Here is a 20,848-nt window from a genome sequence, read left to right as displayed (position 1 = left end):
GAAACACTCCTTTCAACTAGAAGTACTAATCTGTTAGCAAATGACTTGCTTGAGCCGTGTACTTGGAAACTTGTAAGCACGGTTCTTAGGGGGGAAAGGGGCAGAAATGCCCCTGCCCTACCCGACAATATAAGATAAGAGTTAAAACCAATCAGTTTATTAAATGATTGGCTAGTTTTTATCCCGCTTTTGAGGTAATTCTCATTTCACACCCATCCACGACCAAGACGTTTGGACTGGGTTAAATGTTTATAATCAATGCCGACCCTTTAATTCCCATCCCCCTTGATTCAGTTCTATAACCTGCCATGCTAAAACTTTTGTTGGGCGACCCCAACGCTCGTAAGCTTAAAAAATACCAACCTTCTGTTACTGAAATTAACCTTTTAGAGGAAGAAATTAAGGTTCTTTCCGATGATGAGTTAAAAGGTAAAACCGTCGAATTTAAACAACGGCTCGCTAAAGGCGAAACCCTAGATGACATATTGCCAGAAGCTTACGCCGTTGTCCGGGAAGCAGCACGGCGAGTATTAGGCTTGCGGCATTTTGATGTCCAACTCCTTGGCGGTATTATTTTGCACGTGGGGCAAATTGCCGAGATGAAAACTGGTGAAGGTAAAACACTAGTCGCCACCTTGCCAAGTTACTTAAATGCCCTTACTGGTAAAGGTGTACACGTCATCACCGTAAACGATTACCTAGCTCGTCGGGACGCTGAATGGATGGGACAGGTGCATCGCTTCTTGGGGCTGAGTGTGGGGCTAATTCAGTCAAGCATGACTCCTAGTGAACGCCAGAAAAACTACGACTGCGATATCACTTATGTTACCAACAGCGAGGTCGGCTTCGACTATCTGCGGGATAACATGGCGACATCAATGGCAGATGTGGTACAACGCCCGTTTAATTATTGCGTAATTGACGAGGTGGACTCGATTTTAGTTGATGAGGCGCGGACACCACTGATTATTTCTGGGCAGGTGGAAAGACCTACAGAAAAATATCTGCAAGCCGCTGAAATAGCATTCACACTCAAAAAAGACGAGCATTACGATGTGGATGAAAAAGCTCGCAACGTTCTATTGACAGATGAAGGGTTTGCCGAATCGGAAAATCTTTTAGGAGTCACAGATTTATTTGACCCAGAAGATCCTTGGGCGCACTTCATTTTCAATGCAATTAAAGCCAAGGAACTTTTCCTCAAAGATGTAAATTACATCGTCCGCAATGGTGAAGTAGTAATTGTGGATGAATTTACTGGTCGGGTGCTAGCCGGACGGCGTTGGAGTGATGGATTACACCAGGCTATTGAAGCGAAAGAACGCGTAGAGATTCAGCCAGAAACTCAAACTCTCGCGACAATTACTTACCAAAATATGTTCTTGCTGTATCCAAAACTCGGTGGAATGACAGGAACAGCAAAAACCGAAGAACCAGAATTTGAAAAAATTTACAAACTCGAAGTTGCGGTAATTCCCACCAACCGCGATCGCAGACGCGAAGATTTGTCTGATATGGTCTTTAAGACAGAAGCAGGCAAGTGGGGGGCGATCGCCAGAGAATGTGCCGAAATGCACCAACTCGGTAGACCTGTCTTAGTGGGAACCACTAGTGTAGAAAAATCCGAACTTCTCAGTCGGCTATTGAAGGAATTGGCGATTCCCCACGAATTACTCAACGCCAGACCGGAAAACGTCGAACGTGAAGCGGAAATCGTCGCCCAAGCTGGACGAAAGGGTGCTGTTACTATTGCTACCAACATGGCTGGTAGAGGTACAGACATTATTCTGGGTGGTAACTCCGAATATATGGCACGTCTAAAGCTGCGGGAATACTTTATGCCCCGAATCGTCATGCCAGAAGATGAAGATAGCTTTGGCGTGCAAAGAGCAGCCGGATTGCCTACAGGACATGGTGGTGGTCAAGGCTTTGTCCCTGGTAAAAAAGTCAAAACTTGGCGGGCTTCGCCAGAAATTTTCCCCACCCAGTTGACAAAAGAAACAGAGAAACTACTCAAAGATGCAGTAGAAATTGCAGTGCGTGAGTATGGTGAACGCAGTTTACCGGAATTGGAAGCTGAAGAAAAGGTAGCTGTAGCCGCAGAAAAAGCCCCCATTGATGACCCTGTAATTCAGAAATTACGGGAAGCTTACAACCGCATCAAACAGGAATACGAACAATTTACTACCCGCGAACATGAAGAGGTAGTGGGTATCGGCGGTTTGCACGTAATTGGTACAGAACGCCACGAATCACGGCGGATTGATAACCAGTTGCGCGGACGTGCAGGAAGACAAGGCGACCCCGGAACCACGAGATTTTTCCTCAGTTTAGAGGATAACCTACTGCGGATTTTTGGTGGCGATCGCGTCGCTGGATTAATGAATGCCTTCCAAGTGGAAGAAGATATGCCCATCGAATCTGGGATGCTTACCCGGAGTTTGGAAGGCGCACAGAAAAAAGTTGAAACCTACTACTATGACATTCGGAAGCAGGTATTTGAGTATGACGAGGTGATGAATAATCAACGTCGTGCTATTTATGCTGAACGCCGCCGAGTTTTAGAAGGTCAAGATTTGAAAGAACAGGTGATTAAATACGCTGAAAAAACAATGGATGACATCGTTGACTATTACATCAACGTAGACTTACCCTCGGAAGAGTGGGAGTTAGAAAAGTTGGTTGAGAAAGTCAAAGAATTCGTCTATCTGCTAGCGGATTTACAAGCTAGTCAATTAGAAGATATCACAGTCAGCGAGATTAAAGCCTTCCTCCACGAACAGGTAAGAATTGCTTACGATCTCAAAGAAGCGCAGATTGACCAAGTTCAACCCGGACTGATGCGCCAAGCGGAACGTTTCTTTATCTTGCAACGCATTGATACTCTGTGGCGAGAACATCTGCAACAAATGGATGCCTTGCGCGAATCGGTGGGATTACGTGGTTATGGGCAAAAAGACCCGCTCATTGAGTATAAGAGCGAGGGGTACGAATTGTTCTTGGATATGATGGTTAACATCCGCCGAGACGTTGTTTACTCGTTGTTCATGTTCCAGCCACAGCCGCAACCGATGGTGCAGGCTTCGTCTGAGATGGTGTAGTAAGGAAGATATTACGCAGAGACGCAAAGGAGCAGGGAGTGCTTTTGCGTCTTTGTGTTTTAAGGCATCTCTCAAAAATATTTTGTTTTCAGGAGTTTGCTGAAACGGGTAAGCTGATAGTACCAAGTCTTCAGGGCAAGCAAATGGGCAAGTAATAGTTACCCTGACTATCACAAATCGAATCGATCGAGTTCTGGCAGAACGAGGTTTTATTTCTTTGGGTTTCTCGCCTACCTACTGAGCACGTTTGCACTAAGGGAGGTTCAGGTTATGGATAACGAAAGTAAAGTCACATTAATCCATCGTAAAAGCGAACTGGCTAAAAGACAATACAGTTCAGTTAAACATTTATTTCTTCTCTGAGTGCCCTCTGCGCCTCTGTGGTAGCCTGCGTCTACGTTAAAAAAATTGACTTTGACAAAGAGTTTTAGCCTTAACTCAAGGGTATTGATTTATGGGAACCCTAAGTCATTAGGTATGCAAATGATTTGTGATTTTGCACCCTGACAGATAAGCATTAAATAAATACAAATAAATAGCTATAAAAATGAATGGTTTGAAATCCAGAGTACGCTTTTTACAGTTGCGATCAAACCAAGAGATAGAAGACCATGCTTGTTCTCCACTCGTAAGTCTTACCATTGAGTTAAGTTCATTTGCAAAAGGAAAGTTAGCTGCAAATACAGCACAATCAATTTAATAATTTATGCAAATCTTTTTTAGCTGTATTTTTAACATTCATCTATAGCCAAATACAGCTATTTTTAATGAATTTTTACAGTCAGAGTTGCATTATCTACTGCTGTTATCTGGGCTGACTTTTCATAAGCTTTGAACTCAAAAACAAGCATAGTCATTGAACAACGCCGAAGTATCGCTTTTACCTACTGTCTTATACTACTATGTGGTACAAGATAGAGGTAAAAAAATATTCCTAACAAGCTTTTATGGGCTATGTCATAAAAGCTTCCTACAATTCGGTTATGCCAGCTTTAGGAAACTGTTGCCGATGTATTGGCAGATGCAATAGCCTTATTACCATCAGTAATAGCGCCAGCAAGAGCAGCACCAAGAGCACCTGAAATCTCAGCTGAAATACCGGATTTGTCTATTTTATAACTGCTCTTCTTAGCAGTAGAATAACCACGTGCGTAAGCAGATGCAATTCCCCCTTGTACTTGACTAAGATCGGCAACTTCATCTTCACAAAAACTGAGATCGGAAATTCTTGCTCGTTCCATAAAAAAGCTCTCTTTGAAAAACGGATGTATTGCTGAAAGTTTTTGATAACTTTCAGCAATTTTTTTATCTAAAATACACTGTAGTGCACTGTAGCACTAAGGCATATTTAGCCGGCAGAAGAACTAGATGAACCGACACTAGCAGATAGGCTGTATTTCTTGGAGACAGCAACGGTGCTAGTGGCAATGCTGGTGATAGCGATGTTTTTACCAAAAGCGAATGCTTTTGAATTAGCATCTGCAAAAGCTATTCCACCTTGAACATTCTCATTTTCAAGAACGGTTTCTACATGAGAAAGATCGTTGATAATCATGATTTTAGTTTCCTAAGAATTAGTAAGGTCAACTTGTTTGTTGTCGTGCCACTACAACTTGTTTTTTAGCAGCATACAAAGAATAGCACTATTGGAATTCGATGAACAGTAGTTTTACGTAAATTTTTTTTTGCAAAGGAAAAAACATTCTACTATCAAGTTAGTGACACTATATAGTATTCAAAAGTTGTTTGAAAAGTACTTTGCTATGTACTATCAAGTTATTTACAACATTTAGTATTTAGAGGTTGTTTTAAAAGTGTTTTGATATGAGTTTAAGCACTTTTAATCTCCCTAACATCCAAGTCTATTTCATTCGATCTATTAAGGATATTGGCAACAACATAGGCAGTAAATGTGGGGAAGTTAGTAATCGAAAAATTACTATCTCAAAGAGTCAATTTCAGTACGTTAGCGAAGCCTTGGCGAACGCATCACTATTTTCTTGTGCAATCAGATTTTTTATTCACCTGATTTTTGCTTGCAACGCTTGTAAATCAGCACCTTTTAGGACATGAAACCCCCCTAACCTGTCAGGGGTGTTTCATGTCCTTTATTGGTATCAGTCAACTTAAGCTAAAACTCCTTTAATATCTCGTTTCCAGCCAGAGGCTAGAAATGCTGCCTCCTATTAAACATTCCCAGTCTCCGACAGGCAATGAGATAAACTGCTAAAAGCTTTAACCTTAAGTTGACACCAATGTAAGTCCTTGCACCTCTACAAATCTAGAAATAGTTTGGGATAGTTTATTTTTTGCAAGTCCCTAAAAGAGAAAGATAGTAAGATTCAAAGCCTCTCTCTTTTTAGAATATATATTGCAAATAACTCTAAGGATAGATTGACAATATATTTGTTCGTCGAATTTATCCTGCCTTCGTAACAAACTGGTTATAATTATCTTCCATCTCTCTCAGAAATGAAATTCTCATTTACACAGTATTTATATGGGACGTGTTCGTTCTAAATCTGACCTACCTACAAAAATCTGTCCGGTATGTCAACGTCCTTTCACATGGCGTAAAAAGTGGCAAGATTGTTGGGACGATGTGAAATACTGCTCAGAACGTTGTCGTCGTCGCCGTTCTGAAGCTCAAAATGAAACCAACTGCAACACAGACGCAAATAGCGCAAGAGATTAATGGAGTTACAGGTGCAACCTAAATTAATTATTCATGGCGGGGCTGGTAGTTCTCTCCACGGTAAAGGAGGATTAGAGGCGGTGCGCCGATCGCTCCATACAGTAATAGAAGAAGTTTATTCTCTGCTATTGTCAGGAGCAACTGCCTCTGAGGCAGTGGTGCAGGGTTGCCTAATGCTCGAAGACAACCCCCGTTTTAATGCTGGTACTGGTTCAGTATTGCAATCCGATGGACAAATCCGTATGAGTGCTTCCCTGATGGATGGTGCATCAGGGCGGTTTAGTGGTGTGATTAATATCTCGCGGGTGAAAAATCCTATTGATTTAGCACAATTTTTACAAAGCTCGCCAGACCGAGTGCTATCAGATTTTGGTTCGGCTGAGTTGGCGCGGGAAATGCAAATTCCCAGCTATAACGCTTTAACTGATTTGCGGTTACAAGAGTGGATACAAGAGCGCCAGGATAATTTTAAAAGCACAATGGCTGGCGTGGTAGCAGAACCCGAACTACTAGAAACTAACAATGCCGGACGCGGTACTATCGGTGTAGTAGCTTTAGATGCATCTGGTAAGCTAGCTGCTGGCACTTCTACTGGTGGTAAGGGATTTGAGCGGATTGGTCGGGTAAGTGATTCGGCGATGCCAGCAGGTAATTATGCGACTAGTAATGCTGGTGTTAGCTGTACTGGCATTGGCGAAGATATCATCGATGAGTGTTTAGCCGCACGGATTGTAGTGCGTGTCACTGATGGGATGTCACTTAAGGAAGCCATGCAGCGATCCTTTGGGGAAGCCCACGAGAACAAACGCGATTTGGGAGCGATCGCCTTAGATGCTAGTGGAGCGATCGCTTGGGGAAAAACTAGCGAAATCTTACTCGCCGCCTACCACGATGGCGAAAAAGTTGGTGACACTTTGGAATGGACTGGCAACGAACTGATCGGCTATTGTTGAATCAGTTTCAGGGCTTCAGCTAAAGTTTCTTGCTGGTCAACCATTGCGGCCAATTCTTGGGCTTCATAACGCCCCTCAAAAGCTTCTAGCGCCGCTCTTTTCAGTGCCACTTGATATCCTTGTTCGAGAATATCGATTAATTCTGCTTGATTCAAGTAAAAGCCACCGGATTTGCGGCGCTTGTTTATTTTGTTGATTTCCCGTACTGTATTTTCTATTAAAACATCCCAAGATCGAATAGAACGTTTTTCGGCCTTTTGTTTAATTAAATGGATGAGCAGAATCACACCATAACTATCAATTTTATTGATTTTGTCACTGAGGCTCATTTCTTCTAACTCATCCACCAAAAGTAGCGCCTTATGGATTTTGCCTTGTTCTAGAAGTTGCCTAAGTTCTAGCAGTTCTTCCATGTATGTTATATGTTGAGATTTTGGCTATATTACTAATCTAGCTAGATTAGATATCTGGCAAAAATCGTGATTTATAGTCTAAAACCACAGATCAACCGCGATTAACACCGATGAATTATTTATGTCGATCTGTGGTTTCATTTTCAACATTTTTCCTTCGCCAAGCTGGTTTCACCACCTGACGGCTACGGGCAATTACCAGAGAATCATCAGGAACATCTTCTGTCACAGTCGAACCAGCTGCAATGTAGACATCATCTCCCAAAGTTAGCGGAGCCACTAAAACGCTATTGGCGCCAGTTTTCGTGCGATCGCCTATTTTGGTGCGATGTTTCTTCACGCCGTCATAGTTGGCAGTAATTGTACCAGCACCAATATTCACCCGATTGCCGACAACAGTATCACCTATATATGACAAATGTGCTGCATTGGTGCGATCGCCTAATTGCGTATTTTTTAACTCCACAAAATTCCCCACACGGCAACCAGCACCCACCTGTACCTGACCGCGCAAATGAGTATAAGGGCCAATTCGGCTTCCCGCCTGCACGGTGCTATTTATGACTACTGAATATTGAACTGTGACATTTTCACTTAACTGACTATTTTCAATTAAACTTCCCGGCCCGATGTGACTTCCTGTTTGAATCACTGTATTTCCCCGCAGATGAGTTTGGGGTTCAATAATTACATCCGGCTGTAATTCTACAGTTTCATCAATGGTGATGCTTGTGGGGTCGATGAGAGTGACACCTGCTAGCATCCATTTGTCTTTGACCCGTTTTTGCAAAATTTCGTATGCTGCTGCCAGTTGCAAGCGATCGTTGATGCCGAGAATTTCTTGGTAATCTTCCACATCCACTGCCATTACTTGTCCCACCTGAGTCACGGCATCGGTAAGATAGTATTCTTTTTGAGCATTGTTTGCCTGGAGGTGGGGAAGCACTTTTGCCAAATCTGGCCAGCGAAAGCAGTAAACTCCAGCGTTAATCCGCTGATTTTCTCGTTGAGCAGCCGTACAATCCTTGTGTTCGACTATTTGCTGCACAATATTTTCATCGTTACAAAAAACGCGCCCGTAGCCTGTGGGGTCAGGTAGGTGCGAGGTGAGAATAGTGGCAGAGTTTTGATTTCGGACGTGAGTTTGTAACATCTGCTTAAGAGTATCGCTGCGTATTAACGGTAAATCGCCGTTAAGTACCAGCAAATCTCCAGTGTAATTTTCCAAGTGAGGAAGTAATTGCTGGATAGCATGACCTGTACCCAATTGCACAGTCTGTTCGACAAACTCCAAACTGGGGATTGAATGCATGGCGGCTTGCACTTCCTCGGATTGATATCCCACAATCACGATTCGCCGTGAGGGCGAAAGTGGTTCTACACTTTCGAGAACTCTCTCTACTAGCGATCGCCCACCCAAAGAATGTAAAACCTTGGGTAAGCGTGATTTCATCCGTGTGCCGCGTCCCGCCGCTAGAATTGCTACAACTACCATAATTAGCTATCAGCTATCAGTGAAATTGTGATTAATGCTGTTGGTACTTTAAAATCTCGGCTCAAATCATACCAGCTAATTATAGAAGACTGAAAATATTAAAGGAGTGGCAATTCAATAGTCAGTATAACTTTACTCTTCGAAAGCAGAGATTATCATACCAATTAGCGTTCATTACAGCAGTTACAAATCATTACTCCCTATTCCTCACTCTTCCCTTTTTCCTGACAAGAGCAAATAAACTCTGCAAACTGCTGCATTAGTTTGGGGTTACGCCAACCAGAATCAGCTTCTTCTTGCATCACTAAAAGTGCTTCTGTTGAAGTAAAAGCTCTTTTGTAAGGTCGTTCGCTGGTTAGGGCATCGTAAATATCAATTAACTGAAATACTTGCGCTAGGTAGGGAATATCATCCCCCTTGAGTCCATCGGGGTAGCCTGAGCCATCCCAACGTTCGTGGTGATGACGAATAATCGGAATTACACCGCGCATACTCCGTAGTGGTTGGCAGATTTTTTCTCCAATCAAAACGTGCTGCTGCATAATTTGCCAATCTTCGGGGGTAAGTTTGCCTTTTTTTAGCAGCACAGCATCGGGAATACCCACCTTACCGATATCGTGGAGATAACCACCCCACATCAAATCTCGAATTTGATAGCGTGAGAGGCTGAGGTATTCACCAAAAACTTGTCCTAGTTTTACTAGACGTTCGCAATGGTTGCCTGTATTAGGATCGCGGCTTTCAATGGACATGGCAATGGAAAACAGTACTTGTTCGGCATGGTCTAAATCTTCGTTCAGACGCTTCTGCCGCACCAAGGACTTTACACGCGCCGCGAGTTCCACCCGATCAAAGGGTTTGGTGAGAAAATCATCTGCCCCAACTTCAATTCCCCGAATGCGCGATCGCCTGTCATTCAACGCTGTAATAAAAATTACTGGAATTAACCTAGTCTGCTCATCTTGTTTAAGCAATTGGCACACTTCAAATCCATCCATTCCTGGCATCATTACATCCAGCAAAATTAAATCTGGTTGTTTTTGAGTTACCAATCCGACAACAATAGAACCACTGTCCGCCTCAATCACTTCGTATCCTTCCATCCCCAAGAGGGCAACAGCAGTCATCCGACTGGCGGCATGATCGTCAACTACTAAAATCTTCGGCGGATCTAAATCAAACCCATTCACTTTAGAACCTTTGGCTTGTAGTGTTCTACAGACCAATGAATCATCATCACAATTAACATCAGATTTTATCCAAGAAGACATTGCTTGCCTATCTTCAAGCATAAGGTCTCCTTGAGATAAGCCTAAAGAATAACCCTCCGCATTTTGCGATTCCACGGCATGATTTGAACCGATACTCTTCACTGTGCTAATGGGGTTTGACCCATTAACAATTTTTTCTGTAAAGCCTGTATGGTTGGATTTCCATTGAATCACAAAGGCACTCCAAGTTTTTGCACAAGTTAGTTAATAGTGTCAGATTTTAAAAACAAATTTAAGATTCGACTGTATCTGAGTCAGAGTTTCGATATGGATTATGCATGATGTCAAGCTGCGGATGGAATTTTTCGTAGTATGTATCTTTTATGTTACGAACAAGGTGGATCTTGTTGTCAAATTTTTTACTTCTAATTACAGTATGATAAACTCTCACAAATGTTAAATCAGGTTTTTTACGGAGATTTTTTCGCCTTGTAGCGTCAGAAAGTGTTATAATTTGACTTCTTTTTTATATCGAAATATCTGATTTTGAGTTTCAAGTCTTTATAGTAATCATTGTAATCATTAGATATAAATGTTTTTGCTTACTCAGTTATAGCAATACCCAAGTACTGTTACAGACTGTGTGATATTGAATACTAACATATAGATAAGCTATTTGGCTCGTAAAACTCATTGAATTAGGCTTGCAGTCCATAGACGTAGCATATTGTATTATATTGCAATCAAACTACAAACTAGTTCCCATAAAATCCTTACCTTGTGTTCCTAATAGCCACCTTTTTCGCCAATGAGAGGCAGGTTCTAGACAAGAGGTTTGTTGCTCTTGTTGTCGTCGCCTGACTATGACTTCAGTTGGATCGCTCAATTGAGGATCGCGATAGGGAATAGCAGCACGAGTTAGCAAGTGTTCTTTTTCAACTTCTGAGAGGGTAGTGATTGGGGAGTCGTTTTTGGATTCAGCATTTTGAGAATGTGTTGCCACGGTACCAGGCGATCGCCTTCCTACGGGTGGAGTAGAACCTATCACCAAGCCAGCAGACAAAAGTGCTGTGCGTACAGCAGCAGCACAAGAATAAGTGGCTAATAAACCATCTGGATGTAAACACAATGACAGCTGTTTAATAAATTCAACAGTCCATAATTGAGGACATTGTGGTGGTGAAAAGGGATCGAGGAAAATTGCATCTGCCCAGAAACCCGACTGACGTACTAGCGCGATCGTAGTTCTAGCATCGCCAATTAGTAGCTTCGCTTTCAAGCAAGGTGTTTGCACTTGATGCTCAAAAGCTAGCTGTTTCAAAATTTTAATATAGTTAGAGTTCCAATTGTCGAACAAATGATGAGCGATCGCCGCTTGTGGAACCGCTGGATTCAGTTCTAAACCGATTACTTCAACACAACAACTAGGATTCACTGCCCAAATTGTTTGCAAAGCAGCAGCTGTGTTATATCCCAGACCATAACAAACATCCAATAGTCGCAAGATCGGTTTTTGCGCTGCTGTAGCCAGTTGAGTAGGTTCTACAAACTTGCAAAAACTTTCCTGCGTAGCTCCATAATGGCTGTGAAAGGATTCACCAAACTCTTGAGAGACAAAGGTGAAAGAACCATCTGCTGTTAACTTAGGTGTAAAATTCTCTAAGTCTGACATTTTACAAAAAAATTAAATAATGACTAATGCTTAATTCCCAATTTGTTGTTTCGCCAGCTTGGCTGTTTGAACATCTAGAAGATCCGCAAGTCGTTATTGTGGATTGTCGCTTTTCTTTAGCCGATCCACAACTAGGAGAACAACAGTATCAAACAAGTCATATAGAAGGGTCATATTATTTAGATTTGAATCAGGATCTTTCCAGTCCAGTGGGTGAGCATGGCGGAAGACATCCTTTACCTAACCCTAATGATATAGCTAACAAATTGGCAGCGATTGGGGTAAATTACCAAAAAAGTTTAGTTGTAGCTTATGATGATTCGCGCTTTGCCTTTGCAGCTCGTTTATGGTGGCTGCTGCGCTATCTAGGACATGAGCAAGTAGCAGTACTGGATGGTGGCTTGGCTGGATGGCAAAAAGCTGGATATTCTGTTACAGATGTTATTCCTCCTCCCCGAATGGGTACGTTTGTCGCTCAAGTACAAACAGAAAAGGTAGTAGATATTACAGCTGTGAAAAGCCGGAAAGATAGCCACGAGGTAGTACTGGTAGATTCAAGAGAGAGCGATCGCTACCGAGGCGAACGAGAGCCAATCGATCGAATTGCTGGACATATTCCTGGTGCAGTCAACTATCCCTGGCAAGAAGTTACAGACTCTTCCGGCTACCTACTTCCTCAAGAAGAACAACGCCGTCGGTGGGACAAGCTAAAAACAGCCGAAGAAATATTCGTATATTGCGGTTCTGGCGTTACTGCTTGTGTGAATTTACTTTCTTTAGAATTAGCTGGTATTAACAAGGGTAAACTTTATGCTGGTAGCTGGAGTGATTGGATTTCCTATTTATAGTCATTAGTCATTGGTCACTTGTACTGAGCGTAGTCGAAGTATTGGTCATTGGTCATTGGTCATTGGTCATTAGTTTTTAATAAAGGATAAATCACAAAGGACAAATGACTAATGACAAAGGACAAATTTCAAAACTGACCTAATTGCAAACCATAATTAATACTGAAGAACCAGCCATCAAAATCAATGTTTTCGGCGGTTGAACTACCTAAACTTACTCCAGCTTGGACATTCATAAAAATGGTATCGGATATTCGGTAATTTAAGTGTCCAAATAGCCGATAAAATTCGTCTTCTCGATCGCGCTGTGTAAAGTCTGATAAACTCATTTGGTAGTCAATACCAACCTGTAGAGGCTTTTGCAAGTAGTAGTTCAGAGACACCCAAAAGGAATTGATTATCCGATTACGACTTTGGGGATCGGCAAAATTTACACTCAACTCGTAGAAGCTATCTAGGGTTAATCTTGAAGTTAAGGGATCTCGGCGTCCCAAAGACAGTTGTAGGGAATTTTCATTTAAAAAGCGATCGCCTGCTTTGAAGCTATCCAGGCGATCGCTGTTGTTGGCATAAAATAAATGTTGATTGCTCCAACTGATTTCTCCAAACATTCGTTGGGATAGCTGCTGGTAAATACCGAGATTGAATCTCACCTGATTGTAATGATATTCTGATTGATTTATATAACGAATCAGATTGCCATCAATTGAGCCATTTAAAAAAGTCTTAGATCCCAAAGGAAAATATGTAGAGGCTAGTGTCAGTCCAGAAATAATTAAACCATCTTCTATGGGACTATCATTTGAGGAAAATATGTTATTCGTTTGGAAGTAGCCGACACGTCCTTGTAGATAGCCGATAGGTTTAAACTGAGCTACAGGTTGTTCTGTCGGTGGTGGTAGCTGTTGTTCTAGGGGTTGTTGTTCTAGGGGTCGTAACCGCACCCGCAACCCCAATTCGCGATCGCTATCAGATTCAAACGGTTGTTTTGGCGATCGTAGCAGTTCTATCAACCTCTCTCGCCTTTGAGAATACTCTCTCTCAGGTAAATTTAATAGTTGCTCCTTTGAGTCTGAAGGAGATATGGGCAAATTATTTGGCTGCGATTCTAGCTGTGGCGGGTCATTTTGCTTTTGAGTATCTATAGGTTCTTCGCTTTGATCTGGGATTTGAGTTGTTTCTGGTGTTTGCTGTGCCAGATTTAACGGCATTCGAGAGTCTAAAGTATGTGACTCACTCGACAGCTTGCACAAAGAGTTAATTGCTTTTTGCTCCAACTTATGACATAACTGCTCATGAGTTACCTGTATATTTGCTAAATGATTAGAATGCAAAACATCTGTAATTGCAGATTCTGCCGCATCTACTCTAATGCAACACCAGCTTCCACCACTGGACGTTAACAAAATACAAAAAAACAAATTTTTCCAGTTCTTGAGTCGCATCTGGTTAGATCGCATTGATTGCGTTTGGCAAATGTAGACCCACAAGCTGTATCGGAAGTTCCGGCTACAAAGATACAGTTGATTGCATCTATTTTAGCTTTGTAGGTATATACTTAAACTACAAACTAAAATTACTGCTTTTCGGATTTTTCACAGATTTTTGTTGTAAAACTGAGATTCCCCGATAAAATTCCTGCTTAAATTTTAGTGAAATACAGCCAGTAGATAATTTCACAACAAATCTTAGCAAGTTATTGTCCCCTATAGTTAATGACCCTCTGCCTGAAATGATTATAAAGGATTATATGTAAGGTACTTCTCGTTTAATTTTTTATATCAAATACTAACTTTTCAATCTTCCAGAGACTTTATTGCATACAATTTAATTTTCTGAAAGAAAAATTAAATCGATTAAATACGTATAGTAATCCAATTTGATTCATGAACTGGCTTGCATAGATAAGGAACATGTAAACACGAAAAAAATAATAGATGTGTACTGAGTTTTTTCAAAAATAAAATATGAATATCTTGTTTTATTTAATGCATTAAATCTAAATTAAAATTTAAACTAATTTATCTAAAAAACTCTTACAACAATTAGCATTAGCTTAAACTTTAATTTTTATGATATTACTTGAAGGTCAAAATTTCTCAAACTATGTTTTATAAATCGTTTCCATTATTGGTGATTGGTTTATGGGGACTTATAGTACTGCCTCTGCCAAATCGGGTAAGTGCCATAACTCCTCTAACGCGAGCAGAGATTCAGAACCTCCGCAACATCGTACAACTGATACCCAAAGATAAATTGAAGAAACGTGCTGCACGCAAATTAGATGCAATGACTCCTGGGGACGGGCTGTCAACTGGCCGAGCTTCTCTAGCAGATTTGCGTTTTAATGATGGCTCTTTGGCACGAGTTGGAGAACAGGCGTTATTTCAATTTTTGCCGAAGACTCGTGACTTTAAACTGACAAACGGGACTGTGTTGTTGCTCATCCCACCAGGAAAGGGGCAAACACGTATACAAACACCAAATGCAGCAGCAGCAATTCGTGGTTCAGCATTATTTGTACGCTACGACCAACAAACAGACACCACGATTGTGGGTGCGCTGACAAATAGCGGCATTGAAGTTTCTAACAAGAAAGCTTCTCAAACTCAGGTGTTGGAAGCAGGGCAAATGGTGATTATAGTTAAAGGCGAATTTCAGAGGTTATATGATTTTGATCTCAGAAATTTTTATGAAACGAGCCAACTGGTTCGGGAACTTGATTTAAACAGGCAAAGTCCTGTGCCTACACCTGATCCTGCAATCACCAGTGTCCAAGCCGAAACTACTGCGGCTTTGAAAGCACAGCCACCTATAAAAGGCGAGGGAGTATTTGAAATGAAGCTAACTCCTACACCCGACACCTCAACTCAGACAACATCCGACACCTCAACTCAGACAACACCAGTCACCCCAACTCAGACAACATCCGACACCTCAACTCAGACAACATCCGACACCTCAACTCAGACAACATCCGACACCTCAACTCAGACAACACCAGTCACCCCAGCTAAGACAACACCAGTCACCCCAGCTAAAACAGCACCCGACACCCCAGCTAAGACAACACCCGTAACGCCGATAGATCCAACACCCGTAACACCAGTAACTCCAACACCTGTAACCTCAACAGATCCAACACCCGTAACGCCGATAGATCCAACACCCGTAATACCCGTAACTCCAACACCTGTAACCTCAACAGATCCAACACCCGTAACGCCGATAGATCCAACACCCGTAACACCAGTAACTCCAACACCTGTAACCTCAATAGATCCAATACCCGTAACGCCGATAGATCCAACACCCGTAACACCAGTAACTCCAACACCTGTAACCTCAACAGATCCAACACCCGTAACGCCGATAGATCCAACACCCGTAACGCCAATAGATCCAACACCCGTAACGCCAATAGATCCAACACCCGTAACGCCAATAGATCCAACACCAGTAACTCCAACACCCGTAACGCCAATAGATCCAACACCAGTAACTCCAACACCCGTAACGCCAATAGATCCAACACCAGTAACACCTGTAACTCCAACAGATCCAACACCAGTAACCCCAACTGACTCTCCAAGTACATAAAAATTGCTAATGGGGGTAAAAAATGCTCTGCGAACCGTTGAAGGCAGTACGTTTTGTCATACTTTTGCGTAAGTCCTGTGGAATTTAGCTGCTCCAATGCGGTAGCACAGACTTATGCTCGATTAGGAGCAGAACTATACAATTGTTAACTACTGCCTTTACAGCCGCCAAAGCAAAAAGTGATATTCCCTACGACCAGATAGCATCTGCTAACGCTAGATTAAATCAAGGACAGGACTTACACAGCGTTCACCGGATATCCTTATATAGTTCAATCACGTTCTGTGTGTAAGTTCCCAGGAACTCACTTGTTGCAAAAGAGAACATAAACTTATGACTTTTGATTACGACCTATTTGTAATTGGTGCGGGTTCTGGAGGTTTGGCGGCTTCCAAACGAGCGGCTAGCTACGGCGCAAAAGTGGCGATCGCTGAATATGATTTAGTTGGTGGCACTTGTGTGATTCGCGGTTGCGTTCCCAAAAAACTCATGGTCTATGGCTCTCACTTTCCCGAACTGTTCAGTGACGCTTCAGGCTATGGCTGGAAAGTAGGTAATGCTGAGTTTGACTGGGAATATTTCATTACATCTATAGATAAGGAAGTTCGGCGACTATCGCAACTACATATAAGCTTCTTGGAAAAAGCCGGAGTAGAACTATTTTCTGGTCGCGCCACATTGGTAGACGCTCACACCATAGAAGTTGATGGACGTAAGGTTACAGCAGACAAAATTTTAATTGCTGTTGGTGGGCGTCCCGTCAAGCCAGATTTACCAGGGATAGAACATGGAATTACCTCCGACGAAATCTTTCATTTAAAAGAACAGCCAAAACACATCGTCATTATTGGCGCTGGTTATATCGGCACGGAATTTGCTTGTATTATGCGCGGTTTGGGTTCTCAGGTGACACAAATTACCAGAGGTGAAAAGATTTTAAATGGTTTTGATGAAGATGTCCGCATAGAAATTGAAGAGGGTATGACGAACCACGGAATTCGCTTGATTAAGAATAATGTGGTGAAAGCAATTGAACGCATCCCAGAAGGGTTGAAACTGACTTTATCAGAGGATGACCAAGAACCACTAATTGCTGATGTGTTTTTAGTAGCGACCGGTCGAACCCCTAATGTAGATGGATTAGGTTTAGAAAACGCTGGGGTTGATATTGTCGCTAGTTCTATCGAAGGGCCTGGATACCCTACTACAAGTGCGATCGCAGTCAATGAATATAGTCAAACTAGTCAACCGAATATTTTTGCTGTTGGCGATGTCACCGACCGAATCAATTTAACTCCCGTGGCCATTGGCGAAGGTCGCGCCTTTGCCGATAGCGAATTTGGGAATAATCGCCGCGAATTCAGTCACGAAACTGTGCCCACAGCCATATTTTCTAGCCCAGAAGCCGCAACAGTCGGCTCGACAGAAGCCGAAGCACGGGAAAAACTCGGTGATGCCGTCAAAATTTTTCGCACTCGCTTCCGCCCCATGTACCACAGTTTGACTGGTAAGCAAGAGAAGACAATGATGAAGTTGGTGGTTGATGGCAATACCGACAAAGTTCTAGGCGCTCACATGGTAGGTGAAAGTGCCGCGGAGATTATCCAAGGTGTGGCGATCGCAGTCAAGATGGGCGCAACAAAAAAAGACTTTGATGCCACTGTGGGTGTCCATCCCTCAGCCGCAGAGGAATTTGTCACAATGCGCTAATAAAACTTAGGAGTGAGCAGTTGTGAGTTATGAATTATAAGTGAGCCACAATAATTGATAAATCTTTATTTATCAACACTCAATAATTTTTAACTCCTAACTATTGACAACTTTGGACTACATATATCTTCACGGATTTGCTTCTAGCCCTAAATCTGCCAAAGCGCAGGATATAAGCGATCGCTTTACCCAAATTCAGACAAGGCTGAAAATTCCCGATCTCAATGCTGGCGATTTTTCCCAATTAACAATCACTCGTCAGATCGCTCAAGTTGCTGCAGAATTCAGCAATGATTCTACACCAGTAACGCTTATTGGCTCAAGTTTGGGTGGTTTGACCGCTGCCCACTTGGGACAACAAAATTTGCAAGTACAACGCTTAGTTTTGCTAGCACCAGCTTTTGGGTTTTTATCCCATTGGTTGCCTAAGCTAGGAGATGAAGAAGTAGAGCGTTGGCAGCAAGAAAAATATATCATGATCTACCACTACGGGGAGCAGCGATCGCTTTCTTTAAGTTACGATTTCGTTACAGATGCTGCCCAATACCAAGAAAAGCTTTTGCAACGCCCTATCTCCACGCTAATTTTGCACGGAAAAAAGGATGAAGTCATTCCGATAGAAGCTAGTCGGGACTTTGCGCGCTCGCGTCCTTGGGTGGAGTTAGTTGAACTCGACAGTGACCACGCTTTGGGTAATCTTATGAAAGAAATTTGGCAGGTAATTCGCCTTTTTTGCCAATTACCTTGAAGTTGTAAAATATTAGACTCACACATAAATAATGTCCTTAGTCATTTGTGCTTTGTTAGTTACTAATGACCAATGACTAATACTTCGACTACGCTCAGTACAAGTGACCAATGACTAATGACTAAAACTATGCTTCCCTTCATCCGGTCAGATTTAGCCCAATTCACCGCCTATAAACCTCACCCCAGTAGCGATACAGCCAATTCTGTTCCCACACAGTTCGATCGGTTAGATACAAATGAAAGTCCCTACGATTTACCTCCTGAGTTAAAAGAGAAGCTGGCGTGGACTTATCAGCAAGTAATTGAAACAAATCGTTATCCTGATGGCGGACATGAAACACTTAAGGATGCGATCGCTGAGTACGTTAATCAGTCAACCGACCTCTCATCACGCTTCTTTACTGCTGCCAATATTTCTGTTGGTAATGGTTCAGATGAACTAATCCGCTCTTTATTAATCGCCACCTGTCTAGGAGGAGAAGGGTCAATTCTTGTTGCCAATCCCACTTTCTCGATGTACGGGATTTTGGCGCAAACTTTGGGCATTCCTGTAGTGGCGGTGGGGAGAAATGAAACAACTTTTGAAATTGACATAAGCGCCGCACAGTCTGCGATCGAACAAACTCAAAATCCCCCCATTCGCGTAGTTTTCGTAGTTCATCCCAATTCGCCGACTGCTAACAGCTTAACTGAAGCAGAGTTAGCGTGGTTAAGAAGCTTGCCACAGCATATTTTAGTAGTAATTGATGAAGCTTACTTTGAATTCAGTCAAACTACCTTAGTAGGTGAATTAGGACAGCATCCTAATTGGGTAATATTACGCACTTTTTCTAAAGCTTTCCGATTGGCATCTCTCCGTATTGGTTATTGCGTTGCCCATCCCGAAGCAATCGCCATTTTAGAAAAAGTTCGCTTACCCTACAATCTCCCCAGTTTTTCCATAGCAGCTGCCTTAGTTGGTTTACAAAATCGTACACTCTTGCTGGAATCAATTTCCCAGATCCTGAGTGAACGAGCTAAACTCATCGAAATTTTATCCCAGCAACCGGAACTACAAATTACTCCAAGTGCTGCCAACTTTATTTACCTGCGTCTTAAACCAAATGGTTTTAATTCACAAGAAGCTGCTTTAAAAACTTTCCACCAGAAACTTAGAACACTCGGCACTCTTGTACGGCACATTAGCGGAGGATTACGAATTACTGTCGGAACGATAGAAGAAAACGCCCGCACCGTTAATCGAGTAAAAGCTGCTTTAGCAAATTTGTCATCTTAGCAATTTACTCAGTAATTAAACCTGCTATTTACTTCACTGCCCAAACGGCGTACTACTCCCACTGTTTGTGGCAGCACACCTACTAAAAGAGCAAAAGCAACATCCGGCAAAAGAGCCACTATTTCTGGTGGAAAGTATTGTTCAAATTGATCGAGAATCTTCTGAACTCGCTGCCCAGGCAGTGGATTTTCTGTAATTTGTTTGATCAATCGAATCCACTGTCGCCTAATCAAGTAAGCTTTCTGGCGTTCTTCATTAGATTCAGGAGTTAATAAAGAAAGATTACCTATGGGCAGTACCCTTTGGCAATCACAATCGTAATCCCCACCCACCGCAGCCCCAGGACCAGCAAACTCTGCATGGTAGCGTTTAAAGAGTATTAATCCATTTCGCCTCCGACTATTGACGATGAAAACTTCTCCACTGTGCAAACGTGTAAGGATATCCGAGCCTGGCGATTGCTCAGTTCCATCTGACATGACAACAGAGTCAAGGAAAGTTGTTTCAGGGTAATAAGTTGATACCATAGAGGTCTGATAGCGTCGATGCTGTTCGCTATCCATGTTTTTTAAACTTTTAATGAATGTTGTTGTAGTATGCACTTCAAAACGGAATTAGCTGTTATATCAAATCAAGTTTTTGAATTTTTTTATTATCAAGACCTTCCTGGTCAATCTAACTAAAAATACCAATATATAGACGTTGTTTTAGTAATTGAGTGATTATATTTTATGAGATATAACTAGATTTGTCTGTAAACTATACTCGTGTTTTATTAAAGTTTTTATAAAGATGAATATATCAATTACAAAGTTATTATGAGGAAGTAATGATTTCTTTCAACGCTATTTCGCGTGTGTTCCCATTATAGTCCATTTTCATCTATATCGAATGCTTTAAAAAATTTGTTAACCATAAATTCCAAAAGCTAAATTTAACATTTTTTAATATTAATAATATTTACCAAAAAGATAATTTGTTTATAAGGACAAGGGAATTTTTCGTAAAAAGTTTAAATAAAATATTCTTTTGAGAAAAAAATTATCAAAAGCTATTTACTCGCTTCGTAAATTAACAAACATGTTTTAGTTTTGATTTATAGGACTTCTATTTGATTGCGATTG

Annotated in this window: 16 protein-coding genes; 8 read left to right on the top strand and 8 right to left on the bottom strand. The window is 41.8% G+C overall.

Features of this window, described 5'->3' with window-relative positions:
• The first annotated feature begins 308 nt into the window (after positions 1-308).
• On the top strand, positions 309-3,101 hold the full coding sequence (gene secA, locus AC1F2U_RS27500; RefSeq protein ID WP_480264020.1) for a preprotein translocase subunit SecA: 2,793 nt from the start codon (positions 309-311) through the stop codon (positions 3,099-3,101).
• A 992-nt stretch (positions 3,102-4,093) separates the two neighbouring features.
• On the opposite strand, the gene AC1F2U_RS27495 is transcribed toward secA, so the two are convergent.
• Both AC1F2U_RS27495 and AC1F2U_RS27490 read right to left on the bottom strand, forming a co-directional pair.
• Positions 4,094-4,342, bottom strand: coding sequence for a hypothetical protein (locus AC1F2U_RS27495; protein WP_480264019.1), 249 nt, complete (start codon positions 4,340-4,342; stop codon positions 4,094-4,096).
• Between the two features lie 107 nt (positions 4,343-4,449).
• Entirely contained in the window at positions 4,450-4,656 is a 207-nt protein-coding gene (locus tag AC1F2U_RS27490; RefSeq protein ID WP_322683974.1) for a hypothetical protein, read from the bottom strand.
• Positions 4,657-5,601: 945 nt separating this feature from the next.
• On the opposite strand from AC1F2U_RS27490, the gene AC1F2U_RS27485 reads away from it, so the two are divergent.
• Together AC1F2U_RS27485 and AC1F2U_RS27480 are read left to right on the top strand one after the other, a co-directional pair.
• Positions 5,602-5,796: a DUF2256 domain-containing protein gene (locus AC1F2U_RS27485; protein WP_322675267.1), complete on the top strand. Its 195-nt coding sequence runs from the start codon at positions 5,602-5,604 to the stop codon at positions 5,794-5,796.
• The gene (locus AC1F2U_RS27480; protein ID WP_480264018.1) at positions 5,796-6,749 is read left to right on the top strand and encodes an isoaspartyl peptidase/L-asparaginase; all 954 of its coding nucleotides are present in this window, start codon (positions 5,796-5,798) and stop codon (positions 6,747-6,749) included. The genes AC1F2U_RS27485 and AC1F2U_RS27480 overlap by 1 nt, the downstream gene beginning before the upstream one ends.
• Here AC1F2U_RS27480 and AC1F2U_RS27475 read toward each other — a convergent pair.
• From AC1F2U_RS27475 to AC1F2U_RS27460, 4 genes are all read right to left on the bottom strand, one after another.
• The gene (locus AC1F2U_RS27475) at positions 6,740-7,162 is read right to left on the bottom strand and encodes a DUF29 family protein (RefSeq protein ID WP_480264017.1); all 423 of its coding nucleotides are present in this window, start codon (positions 7,160-7,162) and stop codon (positions 6,740-6,742) included. The two genes, AC1F2U_RS27480 and AC1F2U_RS27475, sit on opposite strands and share 10 nt — an antisense overlap.
• A gap of 115 nt (positions 7,163-7,277) precedes the next feature.
• Positions 7,278-8,657: a bifunctional UDP-N-acetylglucosamine diphosphorylase/glucosamine-1-phosphate N-acetyltransferase GlmU gene (gene glmU, locus AC1F2U_RS27470; protein WP_480264016.1), complete on the bottom strand. Its 1,380-nt coding sequence runs from the start codon at positions 8,655-8,657 to the stop codon at positions 7,278-7,280.
• A 200-nt stretch (positions 8,658-8,857) separates the two neighbouring features.
• The gene (locus tag AC1F2U_RS27465; protein ID WP_480264015.1) at positions 8,858-10,102 is read right to left on the bottom strand and encodes an HD domain-containing phosphohydrolase; all 1,245 of its coding nucleotides are present in this window, start codon (positions 10,100-10,102) and stop codon (positions 8,858-8,860) included.
• 514 nt (positions 10,103-10,616) lie between these two features.
• Positions 10,617-11,540: a tRNA (5-methylaminomethyl-2-thiouridine)(34)-methyltransferase MnmD gene (locus AC1F2U_RS27460; protein WP_480264014.1), complete on the bottom strand. Its 924-nt coding sequence runs from the start codon at positions 11,538-11,540 to the stop codon at positions 10,617-10,619.
• Between the two features lie 26 nt (positions 11,541-11,566).
• On the opposite strand from AC1F2U_RS27460, the gene AC1F2U_RS27455 reads away from it, so the two are divergent.
• Positions 11,567-12,388 (top strand): sulfurtransferase, encoded by an 822-nt coding sequence (locus AC1F2U_RS27455; RefSeq protein WP_480264013.1) that lies wholly within the window; start codon positions 11,567-11,569, stop codon positions 12,386-12,388.
• A gap of 128 nt (positions 12,389-12,516) precedes the next feature.
• Here AC1F2U_RS27455 and AC1F2U_RS27450 read toward each other — a convergent pair whose 3' ends face one another.
• Positions 12,517-13,833 (bottom strand): hypothetical protein, encoded by a 1,317-nt coding sequence (locus AC1F2U_RS27450; protein WP_480264023.1) that lies wholly within the window; start codon positions 13,831-13,833, stop codon positions 12,517-12,519.
• A gap of 661 nt (positions 13,834-14,494) precedes the next feature.
• On the opposite strand from AC1F2U_RS27450, the gene AC1F2U_RS27445 reads away from it, so the two are divergent.
• The 4 genes from AC1F2U_RS27445 to AC1F2U_RS27430 all read left to right on the top strand — a co-directional run bounded on the left by AC1F2U_RS27445 (position 14,495) and on the right by AC1F2U_RS27430 (position 19,724).
• Positions 14,495-15,988, top strand: a complete 1,494-nt coding sequence (locus AC1F2U_RS27445) for a FecR domain-containing protein (RefSeq protein ID WP_480264012.1) — start codon at positions 14,495-14,497, stop codon at positions 15,986-15,988.
• 333 nt (positions 15,989-16,321) lie between these two features.
• On the top strand, positions 16,322-17,698 hold the full coding sequence (gor, locus tag AC1F2U_RS27440) for a glutathione-disulfide reductase (protein WP_480264011.1): 1,377 nt from the start codon (positions 16,322-16,324) through the stop codon (positions 17,696-17,698).
• A 112-nt stretch (positions 17,699-17,810) separates the two neighbouring features.
• Positions 17,811-18,446 carry a YqiA/YcfP family alpha/beta fold hydrolase gene (locus AC1F2U_RS27435; protein ID WP_480264010.1) on the top strand — a complete coding sequence of 212 codons (636 nt, stop codon included), beginning with the start codon at positions 17,811-17,813 and terminating at the stop codon, positions 18,444-18,446.
• A 129-nt stretch (positions 18,447-18,575) separates the two neighbouring features.
• Entirely contained in the window at positions 18,576-19,724 is a 1,149-nt protein-coding gene (locus AC1F2U_RS27430) for a histidinol-phosphate transaminase (protein WP_480264022.1), read from the top strand.
• 8 nt (positions 19,725-19,732) lie between these two features.
• Here the strand turns inward: AC1F2U_RS27430 and AC1F2U_RS27425 are convergent, their stop codons facing one another.
• A complete protein-coding gene (locus AC1F2U_RS27425) occupies positions 19,733-20,287 on the bottom strand; it encodes a hypothetical protein (protein WP_480264009.1) in 555 nt (184 codons plus the stop codon).
• Positions 20,288-20,848 lie beyond the last annotated feature (561 nt).

The sequence above is a fragment of the Nostoc sp. LEGE 12454 genome, assembly GCF_056620565.1.
This window is presented reverse-complemented; position numbering and strand designations above follow the sequence as displayed.